Annotated in this window: 15 protein-coding genes; 5 read left to right on the plus strand and 10 right to left on the minus strand. The window is 65.4% G+C overall.

The features are described from left to right. Positions 1-77: 77 nt before the first annotated feature. The 5 genes from AB0D57_RS39155 to AB0D57_RS39175 all read right to left on the minus strand — a co-directional run bounded on the left by AB0D57_RS39155 (position 78) and on the right by AB0D57_RS39175 (position 9,604). Positions 78-1,274, minus strand: coding sequence for a hypothetical protein (locus AB0D57_RS39155; RefSeq protein ID WP_362084929.1), 1,197 nt, complete (start codon positions 1,272-1,274; stop codon positions 78-80). Between the two features lie 621 nt (positions 1,275-1,895). Further along, on the minus strand, positions 1,896-2,405 hold the full coding sequence (locus AB0D57_RS39160; RefSeq protein ID WP_362084932.1) for an NUDIX domain-containing protein: 510 nt from the start codon (positions 2,403-2,405) through the stop codon (positions 1,896-1,898). 350 nt (positions 2,406-2,755) lie between these two features. Continuing rightward, positions 2,756-4,099: a hypothetical protein gene (locus AB0D57_RS39165; protein ID WP_362084935.1), complete on the minus strand. Its 1,344-nt coding sequence runs from the start codon at positions 4,097-4,099 to the stop codon at positions 2,756-2,758. A gap of 82 nt (positions 4,100-4,181) precedes the next feature. Continuing rightward, complete coding sequence (locus AB0D57_RS39170; RefSeq protein ID WP_362084938.1) at positions 4,182-5,024, minus strand: hypothetical protein; 843 nt, start codon at positions 5,022-5,024, stop codon at positions 4,182-4,184. Next, on the minus strand, positions 5,021-9,604 hold the full coding sequence (locus tag AB0D57_RS39175) for an AAA domain-containing protein (RefSeq protein ID WP_362084941.1): 4,584 nt from the start codon (positions 9,602-9,604) through the stop codon (positions 5,021-5,023). The genes AB0D57_RS39170 and AB0D57_RS39175 overlap by 4 nt, the downstream gene beginning before the upstream one ends. Positions 9,605-10,191: 587 nt before the next feature. Between AB0D57_RS39175 and AB0D57_RS39180 the strand changes: the two genes are divergently transcribed. Continuing rightward, positions 10,192-13,644, plus strand: a complete 3,453-nt coding sequence (locus tag AB0D57_RS39180; RefSeq protein ID WP_362084944.1) for a CHAT domain-containing protein — start codon at positions 10,192-10,194, stop codon at positions 13,642-13,644. Then, positions 13,641-14,309 carry a hypothetical protein gene (locus tag AB0D57_RS39185; RefSeq protein ID WP_168509176.1) on the plus strand — a complete coding sequence of 223 codons (669 nt, stop codon included), beginning with the start codon at positions 13,641-13,643 and terminating at the stop codon, positions 14,307-14,309. Before AB0D57_RS39180 ends, AB0D57_RS39185 begins: the two co-directional genes overlap by 4 nt. A 97-nt stretch (positions 14,310-14,406) precedes the next feature. Here the strand turns inward: AB0D57_RS39185 and AB0D57_RS39190 are convergent, their stop codons facing one another. From AB0D57_RS39190 to AB0D57_RS39200, 3 genes are all read right to left on the minus strand, one after another. Beyond that, on the minus strand, positions 14,407-15,261 hold the full coding sequence (locus AB0D57_RS39190; protein WP_362084948.1) for a macro domain-containing protein: 855 nt from the start codon (positions 15,259-15,261) through the stop codon (positions 14,407-14,409). A 21-nt stretch (positions 15,262-15,282) separates the two neighbouring features. Then, a complete protein-coding gene (locus AB0D57_RS39195) occupies positions 15,283-15,801 on the minus strand; it encodes a TIR domain-containing protein (protein WP_362084951.1) in 519 nt (172 codons plus the stop codon). A gap of 172 nt (positions 15,802-15,973) precedes the next feature. Next, positions 15,974-16,297 (minus strand): hypothetical protein, encoded by a 324-nt coding sequence (locus AB0D57_RS39200; RefSeq protein WP_362084954.1) that lies wholly within the window; start codon positions 16,295-16,297, stop codon positions 15,974-15,976. Positions 16,298-16,380: 83 nt separating this feature from the next. Here AB0D57_RS39200 and AB0D57_RS39205 point away from each other — a divergent pair, with 83 nt between their 5' ends. Together AB0D57_RS39205 and AB0D57_RS39210 are read left to right on the plus strand one after the other, a co-directional pair. Beyond that, a complete protein-coding gene (locus AB0D57_RS39205) occupies positions 16,381-16,536 on the plus strand; it encodes a helix-turn-helix transcriptional regulator (protein ID WP_362084957.1) in 156 nt (51 codons plus the stop codon). Positions 16,537-16,633: 97 nt separating this feature from the next. After that, positions 16,634-17,956 (plus strand): hypothetical protein, encoded by a 1,323-nt coding sequence (locus AB0D57_RS39210; RefSeq protein ID WP_362084961.1) that lies wholly within the window; start codon positions 16,634-16,636, stop codon positions 17,954-17,956. A gap of 214 nt (positions 17,957-18,170) precedes the next feature. Here AB0D57_RS39210 and AB0D57_RS39215 read toward each other — a convergent pair whose 3' ends face one another. Next, positions 18,171-18,560 (minus strand): transposase, encoded by a 390-nt coding sequence (locus AB0D57_RS39215; protein ID WP_362085010.1) that lies wholly within the window; start codon positions 18,558-18,560, stop codon positions 18,171-18,173. Between the two features lie 386 nt (positions 18,561-18,946). Between AB0D57_RS39215 and AB0D57_RS39220 the strand changes: the two genes are divergently transcribed. Continuing rightward, entirely contained in the window at positions 18,947-19,600 is a 654-nt protein-coding gene (locus AB0D57_RS39220) for a hypothetical protein (RefSeq protein ID WP_362084964.1), read from the plus strand. Between the two features lie 35 nt (positions 19,601-19,635). Here AB0D57_RS39220 and AB0D57_RS39225 read toward each other — a convergent pair whose 3' ends face one another. Next, positions 19,636-20,679 (minus strand): serine hydrolase domain-containing protein, encoded by a 1,044-nt coding sequence (locus AB0D57_RS39225; RefSeq protein ID WP_362084968.1) that lies wholly within the window; start codon positions 20,677-20,679, stop codon positions 19,636-19,638. Positions 20,680-20,775: the final 96 nt, after the last annotated feature.

Raw genomic sequence — 20,775 nt, forward strand, 5'->3', positions numbered from 1 at the left:
AAGCGCATCGGACCGGACCAATCGAGACGGGGATCAGTTCGGCCCGAGATCTGGCACGGGGCCAGCAAGATCACGATCTACAGCTGGAGTACTAGAGCAGCGAAAGACCGAGCACGGCCGAGGTAAGCGCGAGCTGCGCGCAAGTCGTCTGCGGCATTGCTCAATTCAAAGCGCCACAGCAACGCCTCACCTAGCGTGCCGAGCCAGGCCGTATGGGCCGGGCTCAACTCCGGTAGGGCGGAGGATTCCAAGGCGCTGGTGAGGACGGTGATCAGCCGTTCCAAATGGGTGAGGCTGCCCTGTCGCTCGAAGCTGAGCCGAAGGGCCGTGACGAACGCCCCCGTCCACTCCGCCCATTCGGCCGGGTCGAGGTCACCGGAACCGGCCAGGGAGAGGGCATCATCGAGGGCGGCCGCCGCTCTGTCTAGGAGGTCCGGCTCGACCGAGCGTTCGTACATGGCGAGGCAGCTGTAGCCGAGACTCGCGTACACCGCCGGCGAGATGGAAACGCCCTGGACGCCGTGCACATCGCGCGATGCCCGTGCACGCGCGAGGCTGAGATGGGTCTCGTAAGCCCTGTCCAGGTAGTAATTCTCATCTGAGAGCGCGTAGTGATACCGCTGCAGAGCTCCGACCGCACACAACCAGCTTGTCCACACGCTTTGTTCGACGCGCAGTGATGTTGGGTTCGTGGTCTCCCATAGAGAATCGGCCGCGGCTTTCAGATCTCCGACGTCACCTTCAGCTTCGTAGCGCATCCGTAGCGCGGCCCCGAGTACGCCCGTCCACACCAGGGATGCGTCGTGCTCACCGGCTCCTTGAGCGAGCCGGATGGCCGCCTGGGCGTTGTCGACCGCGCGCTCGAGGTCCGAAGGCTGCCCAACAGCCTCGTAGCGCAGCATCAGGGACTGAGCCAGATCGCCGAGGGTGAAGCTCCATTCCCAAGGGAGCGGCTCATCGGTGCTGGAATCGACGGCCGTCTGTAGCCTGTCGACTGCCTGGTCCAGTGCGTCGGTGTCGCGGGCGCTGACTGACCGGAGGAGTCGGGTGCGGTCGAGGGCGGGGAGCTGGATGTGCTCGGCGGTGGGGGTGTCGTCGACCTCATCCGAGGACGCGTTCAGCGCGTCGCGGATCTGGCAAGTGAGGACCAGCAGAGAGAAACTAGGGATCTCGCTCTCGTAACCGCGCGCGGCTGCCGGCGCAGGCCGAGGAACTCGATAGGCGGTTCGGTCCCTGTCAGTGTGCACGCGAAGCAGGTCACGCAGCTCGTCCAACCGGTCCCCATCGTGTTCGACTCGTCCCTGAAGCTCGGCGCTTCGGGGCACGGCATATGGGGCGGGCACGTCGGGGAGACGATCGAGCCGCCTCCGCAGGGCCGGAAGGTCGGAGCCGAGGGCACTAGCCGCACCGAGCGCTGCGACGGCGTCGGGGAGCGTGCCCTCCCGCCCCGTGCTCTCGTATGCGTCTAGGGCCCGCTCCCCGATGAGCCCGGCACGTCTCTCGAGCGGCAGCTCCCGCTCATTCCCCCGGAGCCAACGGGCAGTCAACTGCTCTACGACAGCGACAAAATGCTGATGCTCCACCCGTGCCACTGCTGCCCCTCCCCGTATTGCTCCGGCAACAAGGGCACATTACTCGCGCCGGGGCGCCAGCGATGAGAATCGCCGGGAGACCGGGGGCCGCCGGCGAACCGTGGCGGGTGCACTGCCGAACAGCGTGGTGCAGGTCTGCGGACGCGATGGGTGGCTTCGTCCACCAGAGCAGACAGCAGATGTTTCACACTTCGGGAGGCACAAATATTCGAACAGACCGCAACCTGAGGCGGGGGTCCGTGAGTTCACGAACACCGACGGTGCTGATCCCCATGAACCAAGTGTGGTGAGCCGATAACAGACTTAAGTCAGGGGACCGTCTGCCCGGCTCAGGTCGCGGTATCGATCGAACGCCTCGCGGGCGTCTGAGACGAACTTCTGCTGCCGTACGAGAGACTCGAGCTCTGGCTCGGTGAGCCAGTCGTGCCAGGCGACTTCCTGGACACCAGGCCGGACGGGTGCCGTGATGACGACCTCGTGCAGCCCGAGCCAGTAGGGACTGATTGCCCCCGCGCACAGAAATTTGAGCAAGAAGCGCGGGGCAGCATGAACGCCTAGTTCCTCCGACAATTCCCGGGCTGCCGCCTCCTCGTACGATTCGCCGACATCAGCGGCACCGCCAAGCATCCAGTTGTACTGACCAGGAAAGCGGGACGAATCGTCCGGGCGGCGATGAACAAGGAACCGTCCGTCTTTATCGCGACACACGATCGTGGCGATGCGATGCAGCCAGCCCTGACGAATCGCTTCAGCTCGGTCAACTACTCCCAGCACCTGGTCCTGCTCGTCGACGCGCTCAACCAGTTCACCCATGGGTCACACGATGCCAGGGGCTGCTCGCGGCGGAGCCAACGGGTTCTCACGTTGGCTTGCGCAGTCGGCGGGGCCGAGGCAGAGGAGGCTGACAACCCATCACGCCCTGCACCTCGGAGCTGCGCCGTCCCAGGACATCCACATCGAACAGAGCCGGAGGAAGGTGCCTCCCGCCCGAGGACCGCCTGTTCGCTTTGTTCCACCTAATTGCCTTCTGCGGGCTGCGACATAGCCTGGAGGGCGCCAAGGAATTGGCCCCGTGTCGGTGCTCGTGAGCCTGTTCCACGGAGCGAATCAGACCCACGAGCCGCGCTCATGGAAGAGCGAGCGACGCCTGCGTGCAACGTGGACTAGTCGCGCAGTAGGCGCATTGCCAGTACAGAACCGTCAGGGTGAATGGAGATGGGACCGTTCCAGCGTGGGGCCCAGGCATCGTGTGGCCAAGTGGACCGGCGCGCGTAGATTTCCCGGCGGTACTGTTCCACCCGTCCTTCCTCAAGGCGGCGGAAGAGATCCTCCGCGACTCCGGAGAATGCCTCGACTCGCTTGCGGTTGAGCCGGAAGACGTGGTCGGTGCCGACGAAGTCGATGCCGAAGAACCGGTGCCGTGCGTCCTGGACGCTGTCCGTGGCCGCGTGCGTAAAGCCTGCGAAGTGTCGTTGCCCTTGTCGTTTCGTCAGGTACGGGATAGTCGCATTTGTGTCTCCGGCGAAGGCGGTAAGACCGGCTGCAGCTGTGCGGGCAAGCACGTGTTTAAACCACCCGTACAGTTCGGGACTCACGTGATAGCCGGGTTCGGGCTCCGCAGGCTTGTCGCTTTGCGCGGGTGGCTGGATGCCGGGATACACGTTCTCGTCCTCCAACGCGTGATCAAGAACGCGCTCGGGGGCGTCCAGCCAACCTCCTTCTCCGCCGGCCTCCAGGGTGTGGACCGTCAGCGGGCCGTCGAGTGGGAGTTCTGTGCTGAACACCAGACACGGTGTCTCGTCCCAGGCTCCGATGTGCACAGCCTCGGCGTGGGCGGAAGCCGAGGCAAGCTGAGTATGAGAGGCGGAGAGCCCGCTGTGGTTGCCTTTGCACGCGATCGGGAAGACGCGAGAGGGCTCGCCGGGTTTCCATACCTCGGCGAAGAACTGCGGTCGGTATCGGTAGCCCGACTTCGGACCTGTGTCTCTGCTGGTCAGGGCCCACCCTGCGCGCAGAGCTGTGTCAGCTGGCACTATCGAGACGAAGTGGTTCGGGTACCGCCTGCTCAGAAGCCGTGTAGCGAGCGCCAGCGCGAAACCGGTGCCGAGTTCTCCCGACTGAAGTGCCTTGTAGTACTCCGCGGTCTCCTTGCCCTCGGTGGAGAGCGCCATGAAAGAGTCCGAGTTCCCGGTGAGAGCCTGGTTGTACTTCAGGCAGCCCCAGTGCTCGGCGAGGCCACGTCCCGCTCCGCGTCGTGCCAAGGTGATCGCTCGTCCAAAAGAGTGCAGCACACCCCAGGGTGTGAGTTGCGCGAGTCGGCCAAGATCCTTTGCGGGTATGGAGTTCAACCCGGGCTTGCGGCGCAGCCGATCGAGCTCCTTCTCCTCTCTTTGCTTGTCGTCGTCCGCCGCCGCGATGCTCACGTCCCCGGCCAGTTCCGTGTTCGAGTGGACCGCGACGTTGGATGGCTCCGCAAGGTCCCTCAACACTTCTGCCGTGATCTTCAATCTGCTCCCCCTCGTGATCCGATATGCCTGGATTGAGCACTTGCGGCCCGGCAACCACGCCGCAGATTTCTTGCGTGGTGGCCTATGCGTCGGCTTCAGGCTGGCTGGCCGCGAGGTCGTTGAGGGCGCCGTTCACGACGTACCAGGACACGGTGAGCGTGTCGCGGTCGGGAGTGTGCGCCTCGCGGAACTCACGCCGTGGGTGGACGAAATTCCGGTACTTACAAACGGCCTGGCTGAAGCGCTCCATGTCGATGTCGATCCAGCCCGCCTGGTGGCAGATGTCAATGAGGGCCTTGAGGCCGATGAAATTGGGGTCTTTGTTGCTCAGCAGGGAGGCGTCGCGTTCCTCGATCACCGTGAGCAGGACGCCTTCGAGGAGGCTGCCCAGCATGATGATGGCTGCGACGTGAGCGCCGTTGGCGAAGCAGGTGCGTGCTTCGTCCAGTCGGCGCTGGAGCAGCTTGGCCATCCGTGGTTCACGGATGATCTCGGCCATTGTCGCCTTGAGCTCGACCGGTGCCTGCTGGCCCGGGTGCGCCAGAGCCGGGTCGCAGACAACGATCCTGGGTCGGCCGCCCGGATTCTCCAGACGGAAACCTTCGTGGACGAGGAAGGTGTTGACCGCGTTGACGACGGTCGCGAGGACACCGGGTTCGGCGAGGTACTCGCGTGCGTCCGCGAGTCTGACCAGTATCTTCTCCAGCTCCGTGGGGTTATCACGACGAGCAGTGAGGAGCTGGAGAGTCCACTCGCCTCGGTACTCGCCGTCGTACTCGGGCACATCGAGCCACCCGGCGTTCTCCAGGAACTGGGCGATCTCGAAGCCTCTGCGGTAATAGAGGTGGTCGTCACCGCAGATGACCCGGGCCAGCTCCTTCAAGGTGTTGCCGTCGAGTGGGCCCAGAACGGCTTCCTGCGTCATGCTGCGTCGTCCTCTGCGGTGTCGTCGTCGATTCGGTCGTCGATCTGTTCGTCCCCGGTGTCCTCGCCGTCGGTGAGCCCGTCGTCCGAGGAGAGGTCGAGCGGCTTCCACTCGGGCTGGGAGCTGGCTGCCTGGGCGGCTGCAGCGGAGCGTGCGTAGCTGGCGGGGCGGATCTCCTGCCGGTCGAGTTCCTCCCAGAGGCCGTCGAGCGCTGCGCCGGGATCGAAGCGGAACTCGCTCTCCCGTACTCGCCAGAACTCCCAGCCCACGCGCTTCAGTTCGCGGTCCCGCCGCTGATCGTTCTCGATCTGCTCTCGCGTGGCGTGGTGGAAGGCGTCACCATCGCACTCCACGGCGAGACGGCCGCGTGCCCCCACGACCACCAAGTCGATGCGCTTGCTGCCGGCCGGGAACTGCGGGATCACGTGGTAGCCCCGCTCCTTGATCTTCAGATACACCTGCTGTTCGAAGAGCGAGTCGAAGGGAGCCCTGCGGACGTCCGGCAGCACCGGTCCGATGTCGTCGGCGGCTTCCAACGCGGCGGGTGGGTTTTCCATGTACGTCAAGAGGTTGAGCCGTAGGTCGTGCGGCTTGAGACGGTCCGGTGGGACCGAGTAGAAGAGCCACATCTGATCCTGGGCCCTGCTGGCGGCGACGTTGTACGCCTGCTGCTCGCTCTTGTTCCCGCCCGCTGCGCGCGGCGGGTTCGTCACGACCATGGACAGCAGGATCACGTGACGCTCGTCGCCCTGGAACGAGGCCGCGTTGCCGACACGGATCCGGTGTCGCTCGCGCACGGGGGCCGGCAGCCGTTCGATGAGGGACTCCAAGAGTTTGATCTGCCCGAAGCCCTGGAGCACGATCACGCCCATGGTCTTGTCCTGGTAGGAGGGGTCCTCGGCCAGACGGGCCAGGCAGTCGACGATCGCCTCGGCCTCCTTGGGGTTGTGGACACGGCTTTCGCGGCCCGCGACCACGGCGCCCTCGACGAAGTGGGTACGCAGCGGGTCCAGCCGATCGGCGCCGTACTGGCGCAGGGGTAGGAGTTTGTTGTTGTAGAACGTGCTGGAAGACCAGTTGATGATCTCCGGCACACAGCGGAAGTGCTCTTCGAGGCGGATCACCTGCGGGAAGAAGGTGGACAGCAGCTGGTACAGATTGGTGTGCGGCGTGTAGAGCTGGCGCAGTCGGCTGGGCATATCCGGTAGATGGGCGGCCAGCTTGTCCTGGATAGCTTGATGGCGGCCGTTGCGGGTGAGGGCAGGCGCGCACTGTTTGTCGTCACCGACGACGATCACGCGGGGAGCCAGCCACAGGAGGAACAGAGCATCCATGCCCGCCTGACTGGCCTCGTCCACGATGACGACGTCGAAGGCATCCCGCCTCGCCTGCACCATTTCGGCGACCTGGGGGATGGGCATGACCCACGCGGGCACCGCGTCCTGGGCCACGGACATCGCATCGCGTGCCGCGGCTCTGAAGAGGCCCGTGTTCTTCCCCTTGCCCTTGCCGAGGGACGCCATGTGGGTCCGGTACGCCTGGAGCGCCGAGCGCTGTTGCTGAGTCATCCGCTCCAGGCAGTGCAACCGACCCCATGCCGCGGCGAGTTCACCGGTTACCTGCTCCAACCGGTCTTCGTGCTCACTCAGATCACCTTCGAGCTTGCGCTCCAGACCGGGTGTGCGCTGCCTGTCCAGGAACTGCGACGCTTTCGCCCACGCCCATGCCCGCTCCAGGGAGCCCAGCCGCTCCTCCCAGTCGGGGTCGTCCGCGTTGTCGAGGAGGCGGCCCGCGAGCAGGGAGTGGCCGACGCGCAGGGCGCCAAGAAGTTCGGCGCATCGACGCGTACGGTGCTCCCGCCGGTGTGCGGCCTCCAATGCCTCCAGGGCCTCGGCATAAGCCTCCACGTCCTGGTCGCGGAGAGCCTGGACCAGAGCCATCGACTCCGTGGCGAGCTGCGTGCCGCTGGCGGGGATACGAAGGAGTTCGTCCCACGCGGCCAGCTGCGCAACGGCCTCGTCGGCGGCCCGTCGGTCACGGAGAGCGGCGACAGCGGCGTTGAAGTCCTGCCACGCCTGGCAGGAGGCGATCGTCAGCCGTATCCCGTGACGCACGAGAAGCGCGTCGACGCGGTCCCGTACCGAGCCGAATGCCTGTATGTACTCAAGGCGTTCGGCGCGTGCGGTCAGTTCGGCGAGCCGCACCTCCACGTCCCCCGGCGGAATGGCGGCGTTCACCTGCTGCCAGCGCGTGGCCGCGCCGGCGAGCGCGGAGTGCGCCCGGAGGTGTGCCAGCACGGCGTCCAGATCCTCAGTCGTTTGCGGTGTACGGCCGTCGACAGTGCAGCAGTCCAGCAACTCCTGGGCGTTCTTCTGCACTTTGCCCGGGAACCGGGACCGCAGGGTCTTGCCTGTGGCCAGGTGATCCCGGAGAGCGACACCGGCGGTTGTCAGCTGGCCTGCCTTCTGGGCGGTCAGGTCCTCGGGCATGGTCACCAGGCGCAGACCCAGTGCATCCACGTCCCCCGCGACCTCGCGGATGTCGTCGGTGACGGCTGCCACCCGCTGCCATAGTCCGAGGTCGGACCGGCAGAGCCGGTCCGTCAGCGCCCGGGTGATCCAGGAACCGGGATCCCAGCGTGTGGCGTCGGCGGGCATTCCGAGGTGATGAAGGGCTGTCTCGCAGGCATCGAGCAGCGAAGCCAGTTCGGTGGTCACGGACACGTCGAGATGGGCGAGTACGTTCCGGATCTCGACGGACTCTGCGGTCAACCCCTCATCACTGAGGCGGCTGGCTGCGAATATGTCCGCGACTTGTCGGGGCGAAGGAAGATCGCCAGGCACGGGGAGCACGCCGCCAGCCCGCGGTTCACCCGCGCCGTCACGCAGCAGGATGAGCAGTTCGTGGGCCTGCTCGGAGGCCAGCGGCGGGACGTCCTCGGCGGTGTCGGGCAGGCGGCCGATCCATCCGAACTCTTCGGCACAGGCTTGGACCCGTTCCACGATCTCGGCGAGTGTTCCTGCGTATCCCGGTGCCACGCTCCGATGCCGGTACTCGGTCTCCCGGAGCGAGATCACTTGCTCCGTGAGCGTCTCGATCCGTCCCCGTGCCTCGTCCCGCTCGCCGGTGAGGCGGCGGATCTCAGCACGTAGTTCGGCGGGGTCGCTGGCGGCCACCTGGTCGGTGAGCGCGTTGATGGTGCGCTCCAGTTCACCCTCGCTCGCGCCGTCGTGGCGAGTGGAGCTGAGCAGCAGGACGCACAAGTCCCTTACAGGTTGGGGAAGTTTGTCCCGCAACACGGTAAGCGGCTGGTCGCGGGCGCTGGTGACGAGTACCCGCTGGCCCTGTGCGAGCAGTGCCGAGACAAGGTTGGCGATTGTGTGGGTCTTGCCCGTCCCCGGCGGCCCTTGGACCACCACACCGGTGTCGTGCTCCAGGCGCCCCAGCACGCTGCGCTGCTGAGCATTCGTCTTGCCCGGGAAAAGGGGATCGTCACCGAAGAGCGGCGCCCTCTGGGCCCCGTCCCAGGCGGAGCGGTCGGCGCTTTCGATCGTCATGGCCATCTGAGCCAGGCCGAGCGGTGCCCGGCTCTCCGAGGCCACTGTTTCGGCGATCTGGTCGTAGAACCGCAGCAGCGAGTTGAGGTTGCGCGGGCGCAGAACCAAAGCCGGCGCGTAGGTGAGACGCGCCCCCAGTTCCGGTGCGCGGGGTGGCTCCCACGCTGCGCTGAAGCCCATGGGCCGAGTGGTCGCCCGCTCCTGCCACTGCGCGAGCTGCTCCAGCGTCTCGGGCCCCAGCGGGTCCATCCCGCGAGCCGTGATCTCCTCCGAGAGAGCGGCCCCGCGCTCGCGTACCCACCCATCATCACTGTCCAGGAAGTCCTGGTCTTCGAGACGCAGGGCGCTCTCCGGCGACAATTGCACCATAAGCCGCGCCGTGCGGCGATCCACTGATGTCTCTACCCGATGGGTGAACAAATGGCGGTGCACTACGTCACCGTCCGAGGTGGCCCATGTCAAAAGCCCTATGCCCAAGACGAGTTCTGTCTGGTCGTCTTCCCGGGCCAGCTTCTGGTGCCACGCGTACAGCCGGTCGTAGAGTTCGCGGAGCGGTCGTTCCGCGCGCTCCCGCGCCGCCCACCGGCGCCAGCGATCCAGCCACGTTCCGTAGGCTCGCAGCACGTCACCGGCCTCTTCACGGCGCAGGGTGTCTTTCTCCGTCGGCGGTTCCCTGTCGTCCGCTACGCGCACCAGTTCGCCTCCCGGCCCTTCCTCCGCAAGAGGCGGATCGCCCCCGTCGGGGTCCAGGCGACTCGTCGGCTCAACCCAGCCGTCGAGAGAGTCAGGCAGGTCGGGCGGCGCACTCTGCGGCACGTGGTCGAGTGTCAGCAGCACGCCGTCAGGGCGCGGTGCCGGCCTGCGGACGGGCTCCGGCAGCCTGGCCAGCCACAGACGTTCACGGCTGCGGTCGTCACGCTGTCGCTGGTGGCTGCTGTGGACTATGTCGCGTAGGAAGTTGACCAGCCCTGCTGTTTGCCCGATGACATCGGGGTCACTCGCATGGCGTCGCGGATCGTTCACCGTTCTCCTCTCGGCCGCTGACGAACGTTCCAGGATGAGGGTCGGTTGAGAGCACAACAATGAGCCCCCGGCAGGATGACCGGATTTGTTTCACGGATTCGGCGTCGCGTACGTCGTTGAATCGGTTGTTCGCGTACGTGCGAAGGGGCTGAATGGGGGCGCTTCACAGCGTTCCGTCAGGTGCCTCTAAGCAGGTGAGAGGCACTGCGGAGAGGCTGGGGACGATGCCGGCACCGGCTTACATCCGAGGTGCTGCGCGTATGCGAACGGAGGGTTGAGTCCACGACGAATGATGACCGGTTACGGTGCAAACCGGACGTCCGGCTTGATACTCGAAGCGCGGAGTGCTCGCGTTGTGAGAGACGGCGGATGCCGGTACTGCTCGGATGCCTACGAGGTGGCCCTCCAGGCGGACCACGACAGATGTCTGCCGGTATCGGCGATTAAGTACGCGGCCGAGTGCTCGGGCATTGGCAAGCATGCTGCCGCACTCAAGATTTCATCCTGGGTCCGGGGAACGAACGGGTCTGACCGGGGTCGTGGCATTGTTGAATCGGTTGATGACCGGTTGGCGCGGGGGGAACGGCGTGAGGCTGTCGCGGGACATCACTGGTTGGGCGTTCATGGTGGAGGTGGACGGTGTCCGGCATGCTGGACTGGCGGTAGGACTGGCCGGCATCAGCCCGTTCACCGCCGGTGACGGGGCCGGAGGCAGCCTGTTCACCCGCGCGAACAGCTGGTGGGGCCTCCCGGCGCTCCTCTCGCTGAACGAACTGCCCTTCGGGCACCCTGTCGATCACAGGTGGTGTGTCACGCAGGATGACGGAGGCGTGCTGTCCGTCTTCAGCCCAGACGGCGCGTACTTTGTGCATGACCTCCGGCTGGAAGAGCCGCCGGGCTGGCGGGAGAGGGCGATCGCCTCGGGTTCGGTCATGCTGGTCGTCTCCCACGTGCTGCCTGCTATGGACGATCCGATCGGCGCGCTCGACTTCGAAACGCGGCAGGGGATGGTGTGTGCCGGCCCCGTGCGCTTCGGGGAACCGGCCTACGAATCGCGTGATGAGGAGGATGGCGTGCCGACGGTCAGGTTCTTCATCGACCCTCTCGGCACGCTGATGGAGCTTGCACATTACGTGTGCGATCGGATCCTTTCGCTGTCCCAGGCGAAGGAACAGGCGCGCGAACTGGAGCAGACGCGACAAGCCTTGGCGGAACACGCGGACCAAGCGCTGCCAGCCGAGGCGATGGTGGAACTACTGTTCCGGGACGAGTTCCACGACCACCGCGGTCTGGTCGAGCTCATGTACGCCTACTGGAGGCTGGTCGCCGAGGTCGCCGACGCCTGTGGGGCGGAGGCCGCCTGGCGGGACGCGGCGCTCCGTACTGTCGAGTCGGCCGTCCACCTGGTGGCGGACCGGTGCGATCGCGCAGTGTTCGAGGAAGCCGACGCGGTGGTGTCACGGCTGATCGACGAGCTGAGCGATCCCGCCGAACTGGAAGCGGCGTTGCTGGCCGCCGCCCGGTTGCGGATGGCCACCCGAGGAGTGGAGGACTTCGCCGCCGACCACTACGCCCGCGGGATACGTACCATCTGGTCCGCTCGGCTGGAAGCGGACCTGTACCGCACGTGGTTCACCGGCGAGGAGCCCTTCCAGGTCGAGTCCCACCGTCTGGTGGCGGAGGCGGGACACCTGGTGATGCGCGCTCTGGAACTGGAGGGTGGGACGCGAAAGACCCGGCTCCTGGCGTCGTTGGCGCAGATCCTTGCGAACGAGGAGGGAGTCCACCGGGATACCGCCGACGCCGCGCTGTCGGCGTGGCTCGACTCGTCGACCGCCGACGATCTGGATGTCGCCCTGTTCCTGCTCAGGGTGATGGACGGGATTCCCCCGGCCCTGGCCGACGGGTTGCCCAGGGCGGTGTTCGGGTCGCCCTTGGCCGATTTCGTCGCCGCCCATGGCAGCAACGTAACCGCGAAGGTGATCAGCCAGGGCGTCAACCTGGCCCGGGAACGCGCCGACCGGCCGCTGCTGCGCACCGTGCTGGACTGGGCAGAGCAGCTCGGCGTCCGCTGGGACCCCGCACACCGCAGACAGTTGACTGAGGCACGGCTCCACGTGCTGCCCGACGACCCCACCGACTGCCCGGGTCCCGGCCAGCCGCTCGCGGCGTCCCTCCCGCAATCCGCGCAGTCCTGGACCCCGACGCAGCGGTCGGCGGCGCTGCTGCATACGGCCGCACACGCCCGCGACCTGCGGCAGCCGGCGCTGGGGCTCACCCTCCTGCGGCAGGCGGGCGACGTACGGAGCGCAGAGGCCAGGCTGTTGACGGCCGACCTGTACCACCAGTCGGCCCAGGCGGGCGAGCCGGTCTCCGGCCCTGTCCCGTTCCCTTGGGGTTACTACGCGTACGCGGCACTCGGCTACGCCTCGCTCGGCTTCGAGGAACTGGCGCGGGCGAGCCTGGTGCCGTTCGTGCAGCGGATGGGCAACCTCCACGGCGAAGAACTCAAGGCAGCGCTGTCCGCGATCACCGTGAACGTGCCGAACTTCGACACGAGCCGCGCGCCCGAACTCGGCGGGATACTGCGCGACCTGGTGCACTCGGCGGTCTGGCAGCTCACCGCGGAAGCCGAGGCGCTGCCGGTGGGGCTGATGCTCGGTCTGCACCAGGCGGGCAAGGGACCGGAGCTGGGCGCATGGTGGCGGATCGACGGTCCGCTCGCGCTGCCCGCGCACATCCAGCACTTTCTCGGCAAGCTGCGCGACCTGGAGGAACCTGGCGCCTCCCACGGTGCGTCCGGCGCGTCGCCGCACCTGCTGAACGCACTGGACTCCGACGGCCGTCCCGGCGGCCACGACACCCAGCAGATCGCACGAAACCTGCGATGGCACATCTCGTCGCTCATCGACGACGAGCTGAGCCGCCGCTCGGCACCGCTCATCGATGACCAGCGCCTCTGGGCGAAGACGCACGAGTTGCTGGACGACCGGACCGTACTGCTCACTTGGTTCCTGCCCGCCGCTGTGAGCGGCGCGGCCGTGCTTCTCGCGGTCACCAGGCAGCGCCGGGCGCTCGTCGTGCACTTGGGCGACGGCGCGGACGAGAACAACGACCGGCATCCGGTGGCGGACCGGGTCGAGGCGATCCGGATCGAGGTCGAACGCGACCCGCTGTTCGGCGACGTGACGCCGGAAGGCAGCCGACTGCTGCGGCAGCCGGGCGACATACCACTCGGCGCCGACGAACTGTGGGACAACTGGCGGGCCCAGGGCAAGGACCGGATCCTGGCCTGGCCGCACGGCGCGCTGCACTACCTGCCGCTACCGCTGTGCCGCACCGGGGACCGGATGATCGCCGACGACTGGACGGTCACCACCATCGCCGGCCTCGAAGCCCTGACACCCGCCGCAGGCCCCGTACGGCCGCGCCGCACTGCGGTGCTGGCCTCCACCGACGGCGGCGTGCCCTACGGGCTGCCCGCCGAACCTGCGCTGGAGGAGCACGCGCGGAAGGTTGCCGGCGCGGTCCGAACGGAAGCCGTCACCGGGCCTGCGGCCACGCGCGACAGGCTGCTCGCGGAGCTCTCCACGGCGGACGTGGTCCACATCGCCGTACACGGGACGCTGGACCAGGACGCGCCGTGGCTGCACTGCCTCTACCTCACCCCGGACCGTGACGACGACGGCCGGGTCTTCGCTTACGACTTCCTGGAGGCCGACCTGCGCGGTGTCCGCCTGGTCACGCTCGCCGCGTGCGAGTCCGCGCTGGGCCGGTTCGACCGCGCGGACAACGTCCGTGGCATCCCGTCGGCACTGATCACCGCTGGCGCGCAGGCTGTCGTCGGGTGTCTGTGGCCCGTACGCCCGGAGCCGGCCACGTACTTCTACCACCACATGCACCAACGGATCGCGCACGGCACGGACCCGGAGCCCGCCTTCCGCCAGGCCCAACTCGCCACCCGTGCTCGGCATCCCCACTACCGTGACTGGGGAGCGTTCACCTACCTGCATGGTCGGAGCAAGGGAGCCGTTGCATGACCGAGGTCCGGTTGCACGATGTCGAGCTCGTGCCGGAGCGCACGCTCGGCAGCCCAGCCGACGACGAGCCGCTGCGCGGCAGGCTCACGTTCGGCTGGGACGTGCTGCCTGCCGACCACGAGGGCGTGCCCGCAGAGTGGGTGTCCTACGTCAAGGCAACGTCCGAACGCGAGTTCCGGCAGCTGCTGATGGTGTGCTCGTTCCGTCCGGAGACACCGACCGGCAAAGGCGCGTTCCGCCACGCCTCCCTGGGGGTGGCACTGTCCACGCCGGACGGCCAGGCACGGCCCGTCGCGCGGCTGATCGACCCCGGCGAGCGCACCCGCCCGGTCGTCGGCTCCGGCATGGGCATGAACTTCACGGTCAAGGCAGGTGTGCTGGACGTGGGCGTGGAGAAGCCACCCGGCGCGGGGTCGGAGAGGGACGAGTGGATCGTCCGCGGCCACGGCGCGTCCCAGCCGAACCCGCAGTGGGAGTTTCGCCGAGTCAAGAGCTTCCCGTTGGTCGGCGACCACCCGGTGGCCGCGCTGGTGGAACTCGTGCCCGACCGACTGAACACGGCCGAGGTGCTGGTGGCGGCAGAGCTGGAGCACCGCAGCTGGGGGATCCGCCGCTACCGGGCACGGCTCGCACCGTCGCCACACGCCATTGTGCTGGCGGGGTGACCCCGCCACATCCGTCAACGGAATGCGCACGGCGAGCCGCTACCACGCCGTAAGGACTGACCCGACGCACGTAGCCAATATTTCAATGCTAGAGCGGCTACAAAGTCCTCAAGAAAGCCGCCACCTCTAGCATGTTGATGTGGTAGTAGTCCTTGGGGTGGATAACAATAGTGAGTTGCTTGCAAATGACGCTTTGTCGTGAGCGAGCCACAAAAGATAGCAGAATCATCTTGAGCAGACTCTCTCGATTGAGGCAAGCGACGCGCGCCAGCTCGGATCCAACAATCGGGATCGAAATCTCTTTTCGCTGACCTCGGACGTAGGCGGCTTCCCACACGGCTCCAAGGCTCTGCCACAAGAAGTCTACGTTCGAGTTAGCAATGAGGTTGTTCTCCATTTTGGAATAAGCAACGCAGAAAAAATGCCGAGCAGGATCACCGAGTACGGCAACGGTACCGATCGGATAGCGATCACGCTTCCCGACAGGCTTGACCGAGACGTCTTCGGTCTCGGTGACAACCTCCGATGCGAGCGTGGCCGCCAGCTCGGCATCGAGTCGCACCAGATCGTTTCCGTAGATTCGATCCTGGAACTGACCTTGGACGCTCGTCTGGTTGATCACCACATTGTTCGTCGTGTCGGTGTCAAAGAGATCATTAAAACCAATCACGAGATGCGTTTGCTGCTCAAAGAGGTCTCCGACCATAACCCGCACCGTGATGTCTGGGCTGCCAAACTCTCGGCTTGCCTCACGCCGCGGCCACGCGCGGATAAGACCGAACACAAGCGAGAATCCCAGCAACGAAAGCAGCAGCACCCACCGATCGTGGCTCGTAAGCTTGATGCTTGCCCACAGGGCCAGCGCCACTTGCAGGAGGCCGGAGGCCAAACCGAAGGCACCCAACGCGTTTCGAGCGAGAAGCGAAAGTCCGCGTTGGGTGCCAAACAGCAATCTGAAACTGTGTCGCACTGCTTACAATCCAAGGTCGGTGTAGACGTGCGCCTTGTACTGGTAAGGCCCCGTAAGGGGGCTAGCAGCAACCAGGTTTTTGTTGAAGCTCTCCACGTAGTCATCCAGGGCGTACTTAATAATTGCGGGCTGGAAGGACACGTTCATCGAGTAGTGATCTGCCAGAGTGGTCGGGATCTTAGCGGACTGAACAGTCCGTGCCTGATCGAGATTAACAAAGACCACCGGCAGGTTACGCCGCTTGATCGCCTCGATCTCGTAGTACAGGAAGCTCGACGACCTGCCGGCCTTCGGCTTGGTGGTACCACTCAAGAGCACGACGGTCTGCTTAGTGTTTGAGAGCCGCTCGCCAAGGCGACGACGGATCGTTTCCGGCTGGCTTGTGTCCAACGCCGTATTGATGTCGTGCGCGTCGAAGAAATCGAACTCGATGTGCTCGTTCTCGCGCCACGCCTTCATCAGGTAGTAGGAGCGGATGTCCTCGCTGGCGAAAGCGACGTAGGTCTTGTTGCGGTAGGCCACATGAACCCCTTCAGGGTCTCAGAGAACAACGTGCAGCACTCAACGACCGCTGCACGTCTGGAACTTCGGTCGCCAAGCACACAGTAGCCCCACGGACTGACAGTCCCTCACGCTCCGTCAGGCTTGGGGCAGACAAAAGGAGTAGACCACCCTTCCTTCTGACTGATTGTGATCACTTCTGTCGACTGGTGACCGTGCGCATCTCCCGCTCCAACACCCAAGAGAGCGCCACGCCACCCTTGGGGAACGTCCACCACTCGTAGGCAACTTCGACGTTCGGTGACGAATCCGATGCGGCGAGCTGCGTGTACCGCGGCTGACGAGGACCAGAGAGGTAGCCCAAGACGTTCATGTAGCGGATACCGCAATCGCCGTACCAAAGCTCAGCCCTGAAGTCCTTGGCCGGCTGGGCGAGGTCGAGGTGCAGGCCGTGTCCGTGCTGTTGGACGAGCACACGGCAGGTAGACGACACGATGACCGACTCCCCGGTCTTCACGTCGCCCCGAGGCTCACGGTGAAGACCTGGCCCTCCTTGCGGACACTGCGGCGGATGTTCTGTGCCTTGCCGTTCACGGCAACTTGCACTGGACGTTCATTGGGAAAGTCGAGCGCGGTCAGCGCAACGTGAGCCTGCACAGCATCCTGAAGTTGGCCGAGGCGCTCGGTGTGGATCCGGCGGGGCTGGAGGCACCGGGAGACGCAGACAGTGGCGGCGCTCCAACCTCAGCCTCCTGAAAATACGCTGGCATCGTGCCGCCTCTGGCGCAGTAGAATTTCCGCGGGCCGTCATCTCTTGGACGGCTCTGCCTGCGCGCCAACGCTTGAGGTGCCCGTGATCTTCAGATCGGCAATATCTGCCTTCTCGAAAATTCTTCGGAAGTCATCGTCCGGCGAGAAGGCGGCCTCAGAACATCTTCTGAATCTGGCCACCGACTTCTACATGAAGTCACTCGATTTCAATGGTCTGCCCGTACATGCCCTCGACATGGACACGGACGGTCTACGAGCGCTCCTGCGCCCGCTGATCGAGGCAGGTGCTCTTTACGTCAACTACGGTGACCGGCATCCCAATCCGCATATCTTGGCGTTCGAGCCGGAACCGCGAGAGCAGCAGCTTGAAAAGCTGGCAACCAATGATTTGGCTGGAGCGTGTCTCTACCCCACGGTAGGACATCTTGAAAAAGTTGTGGACCGAGAGGCATACCGAAGCCGGCCGTACAGCCTTGAACTCGCACTCGGACATCCCACCCTTGGGCACCACTTCTTCGATCTCTCAATCCTGGAGTCGTACCGTAACGATCCTCGCTACTACTACAACTTCGACATCAGCGGCATGATCAGTATCCACGACGACCACTTTGGTCAGTCGACGATGGCGGAGCGGGATCAGGTGCTACTCCAGTCGTTCGGCCTAGCACTATCGAAGGACCACGGATGGGGCGTCGTCGTGTTTCGCCGGTACTTGTCATCGCTTTCGCCCGAACATCAGCAGATTTGGAAGGCCAAGCAGGAAGACGACAGGGACAAGTTTGTTCCGCACCCGGATTACTGGCGGTCGAGCATCCTGGGAGAGTGGCACGAGAAGCTTTCGCTCTTCAGGGCATTCCTGGAGGAGATGGAGCAGGTCAACGCTCTCTGTCAGCACATCGGGCGGCCAGCACTCTTCCGGAACACCTATATCGAGAACCGACCGAATGACTTCGGCTACCTCATCCGTCCAACGGGTCGCGAGCTGGCTAACTTTGCTGGCGTCCTCGATAAGATGCTCTCAGACAACATCAACCGGGACTTCTTCCAGAACGAGGTTCCTTACGAGGATGAACTGCCAGACAAGAAGGGCCGCATTGTCGTCACGCAACGCGGAACCATCCGAATTCTTGATGAGTGGATCAAGCTGAAGTTCAGGACCTCGGATACTGAACTCATCGAGCACGCCATCAAGACGCTGAAGGATGTCCGCAAGAAGCGGAACCCGAATGCCCACTCGATCAGGCCCGACGAGTACGACATTACGCTGTTCAAGGAGCAGATTAAGCTCATGCGTAATGCCTACCGAGCAGTGGTAACGTTGCGGCAAATTCTGCAATTCCATCCGGCTGCGCGTGGCTACGAGGTACCGAGTCACCTCGAGGACCAAGAGGTGTGGGCGTTCTGAATCCGCTTCGCAGACGGTCGACGGTGACGGCGAGCTGGCGGACTTCGGGGATATTGGTGTCCGCGCACCGGGTCAGAAACTTCCACTGCGCGTGACCGATGCGGTGGCGGTCGGCGCCAGTGCGGGCCAGAGCGAGGAGGTTGCGCAGGGACTCCTTGGCGATCCACGCCGTCAGCAGGATGCGGCCGATCTTCCCCTTGGCCAGCAGCGGGTTCTACATCTTCGCGAACTGCTCATCGGTGAGGTCCTCGCGGTTGCGCAGCAGACGCCGTCTCGCCTTCCATTCCGGGTCGCTGGCGCGTCCGCGCCGTCCGCGGGTTTCGGCGGTGGTGCGACGCCGGACCATGTAGAGCATCTTGTTGGCGAGCTGGACGACGTGGAAGTGGTCGACCACGACGGTGGCGTCGGGCAGGCCGGTGCGGATCGCGGCGCGGTAGGTGGCCGACATGCCGATGGCGACATGGCGGAGGTTGTTGCGCCAGGTCAGCGGCGTGGTGGGCACCCATGCCGGGACGTCGGCGACGGTGCGGCCCTCGACCTGGCCGAGGAGCCCGCCGTGGCCCAGCGCGTCGACGAACCCGGTGTGCCACCGGTCCCGGGTCAGGTGCCGGCTCTGGCCGGGTGACGATCGTGATCATTGCCGCTTCGTGGCCCACCTTGCGGTGGCATCCTCAACTCATGTTCCGACGCATTCGTTCCCAACTCGCCTTGCGACAACGAGAGAAGGCGAACGCAGCGATACGTAAGTTGTGCGAGGACGCCGAGTACTTGGGCATCGGTCCGGTTCCAGGACCAGTTCGGGTCGCACTGCGTGCCCACCACGAGACCCGTTGGCAAACGTGGGCGGTTCTGATCCCCATAGGCTACTTCGTGGTGGCGTTTGTGGGCCGAGCACTGCGGGTCCTGGTCCTGACGTACACGCCGGCTTGGGTTCAAGAGGCGGTATACGGGGACCCACCCGAAGCGTCTCTGTCCAGCCGGGAAGGTTGGGTGTCGTTCGGGCACGGTGTGCTGCTGGTCGGAGCCAGCTTTCTGGCTGCACGACGTCTGGCTGTGTGGGCAGCAGACGCGTTCGAACTCCGCAGCATGACCTTCGAACGGGTCCAGCGCTGGGCCGACCTCATCGGCGAGTGCGCTGAGACTGCCCGCGCCCCGCACATGCGCGCGGATCTGCATGGTGTGTCTTTGCGGTTCGCAGTAATGCGGGTCAGAGGCGCGCGGTCGATGCGCGGCACGGTGCCGGCGCTGTCATGGCGCCGTCCCGGGCTGCGGGCTCACGCGAGCGGGGTTGTTGCCGCCCTGCGAGCTGCTCACGCGGGGTTCGACCTCGACAGGAAGGAAGCCGCTCGAAAGCTTGCCGCACTTTCACTCAAGATCAGTGACCGTTATGCCCAAGGGCTCGTGGGAGCTCTTCTTGACGGTGCGGAGCTGGTCGAACCCGCGCGTCGGCGTGAGGCATTCAACCTAGCGATGATGGTTGGTGTGATGGTGGCAGTGGCCTTCGGTATCCGGGTGTGGCACTTGCCCATGCCGCTTGCTATGGGCGCTGTTGTCATGGTGGGTGCGTGGTTGTACCGCAGCACAGTCAGCGCTGGTCTGGCGGTATTGACGACGTTGCTGCCGGTGATGTTCCAAGGCAAATAGGCAGGTACGGTGCCGAGCACCGATCCCCGCTGGGATCAGGGGAAGGCCAGGCCACGGAAGGCGTTACGGATTTCGGTCAGGGGCTGGCGGTCACGGGTGTAGTAGAGCTTGTTGGTCAGGAGTACCGCCCAGCGCCCCTGGTGGGGTGAGATCCACATGCCGGTGCCGGTGAAACCGTAGTGGACCCAGATGTCCTCATCGGGGTGCGTGCCAGGGGCGGGGTGCCAAAATAGCCCGCGCACTGGTTCCAAGGTGCCGGTCTGTACGGTCAGTGACTGCCTGGTCCACTCGGGGCCGAATCCGGCTCGCCCCAGGCTGGTTGAGGTGTCCAGCATGTAGCGCAGGAAGACGGCAAGGTCATCGAGGACGGTGAAGGCGCCGGCGATGCCGCACACCCCGCCCAGGAGCCGGGCGGAGAAGTCGTGGGCGACGCCCTTGAGGTGGGTGTCGGTCTCCTGGTCGAGTTCGGTCGGTGCGCACTGTGCGGCGATCTCGGCGGACAGCGGACCGAATCGGGTGGAGTCCATGCCCAGCGGCTGCCAGCTCCGCTGCGTGGAAAGTTGATCGAGGCGCTGACCCGAAAGGTGTTCCGCGAGGTATCCGAGGATGAGGGCGGCTCGGTCGGTGTACTCGACAGCCTCGCCGGGCGGGCGGTGCAGGGCCTCGTGAAGGACGCCGTCGCGGATGTCCTGGGGGTCGGTGCCGTAGAGGTTCTTGAGCTGGGCGCGGAGCGGTACGCCGGCAGTGTGGGTCAGCAGGTGGCGGGCGGTCACGGCCCCGAGAGGGTGGGCGTCGACTTCGGACCAGAACGTGTTGAGCGGGGAGTCGAGGTCGAGCTTGCCTTCCTCCCACAGGGCTCCGATCGAGGCCCACACAGCGAGGATCTTGGTGAGGCTGGCGGCGTCGAAGACCGTGGCGGGCTGCATCGGCAGGTTCGGCTCGTTGGGGTCTAGGACCCCGGTGGCGCCGTGGGCGCGGGTGCCGGTGGCGTCACCGACTGCCCATACGGCGCCGGGGTAGATCTTGTCGCGGACGCCTTCGTTCAGGAGGGCTTCAATGCGGTCGGTGCTGTACGTCATGGTCTCCCTGTTCGCCGTGGGCAATCCGCCGGATCAGCGTAGTGACGAGGGCAGGGCCGGTGGGGGAATGGCGTGTCGGACGTCGGATGCGGGGGC

This window comes from Streptomyces sp. NPDC048275 (assembly GCF_040652275.1).
Classification (GTDB): domain Bacteria; phylum Actinomycetota; class Actinomycetes; order Streptomycetales; family Streptomycetaceae; genus Streptomyces.

Excerpts from the sequence above, each read along its gene's own strand:
- AB0D57_RS39160 (WP_362084932.1), bottom strand. The coding sequence starts at position 2,405 with ATGGGTGAACTGGTTGAGCGCGTCGACGAGCAGGACCAGGTGCTGGGA.
- AB0D57_RS39170 (WP_362084938.1), bottom strand. The coding sequence starts at position 5,024 with ATGACGCAGGAAGCCGTTCTGGGCCCACTCGACGGCAACACCTTGAAG.
- AB0D57_RS39185 (WP_168509176.1), top strand. The coding sequence starts at position 13,641 with ATGACCGAGGTCCGGTTGCACGATGTCGAGCTCGTGCCGGAGCGCACG.
- AB0D57_RS39225 (WP_362084968.1), bottom strand. The coding sequence starts at position 20,679 with ATGACGTACAGCACCGACCGCATTGAAGCCCTCCTGAACGAAGGCGTC.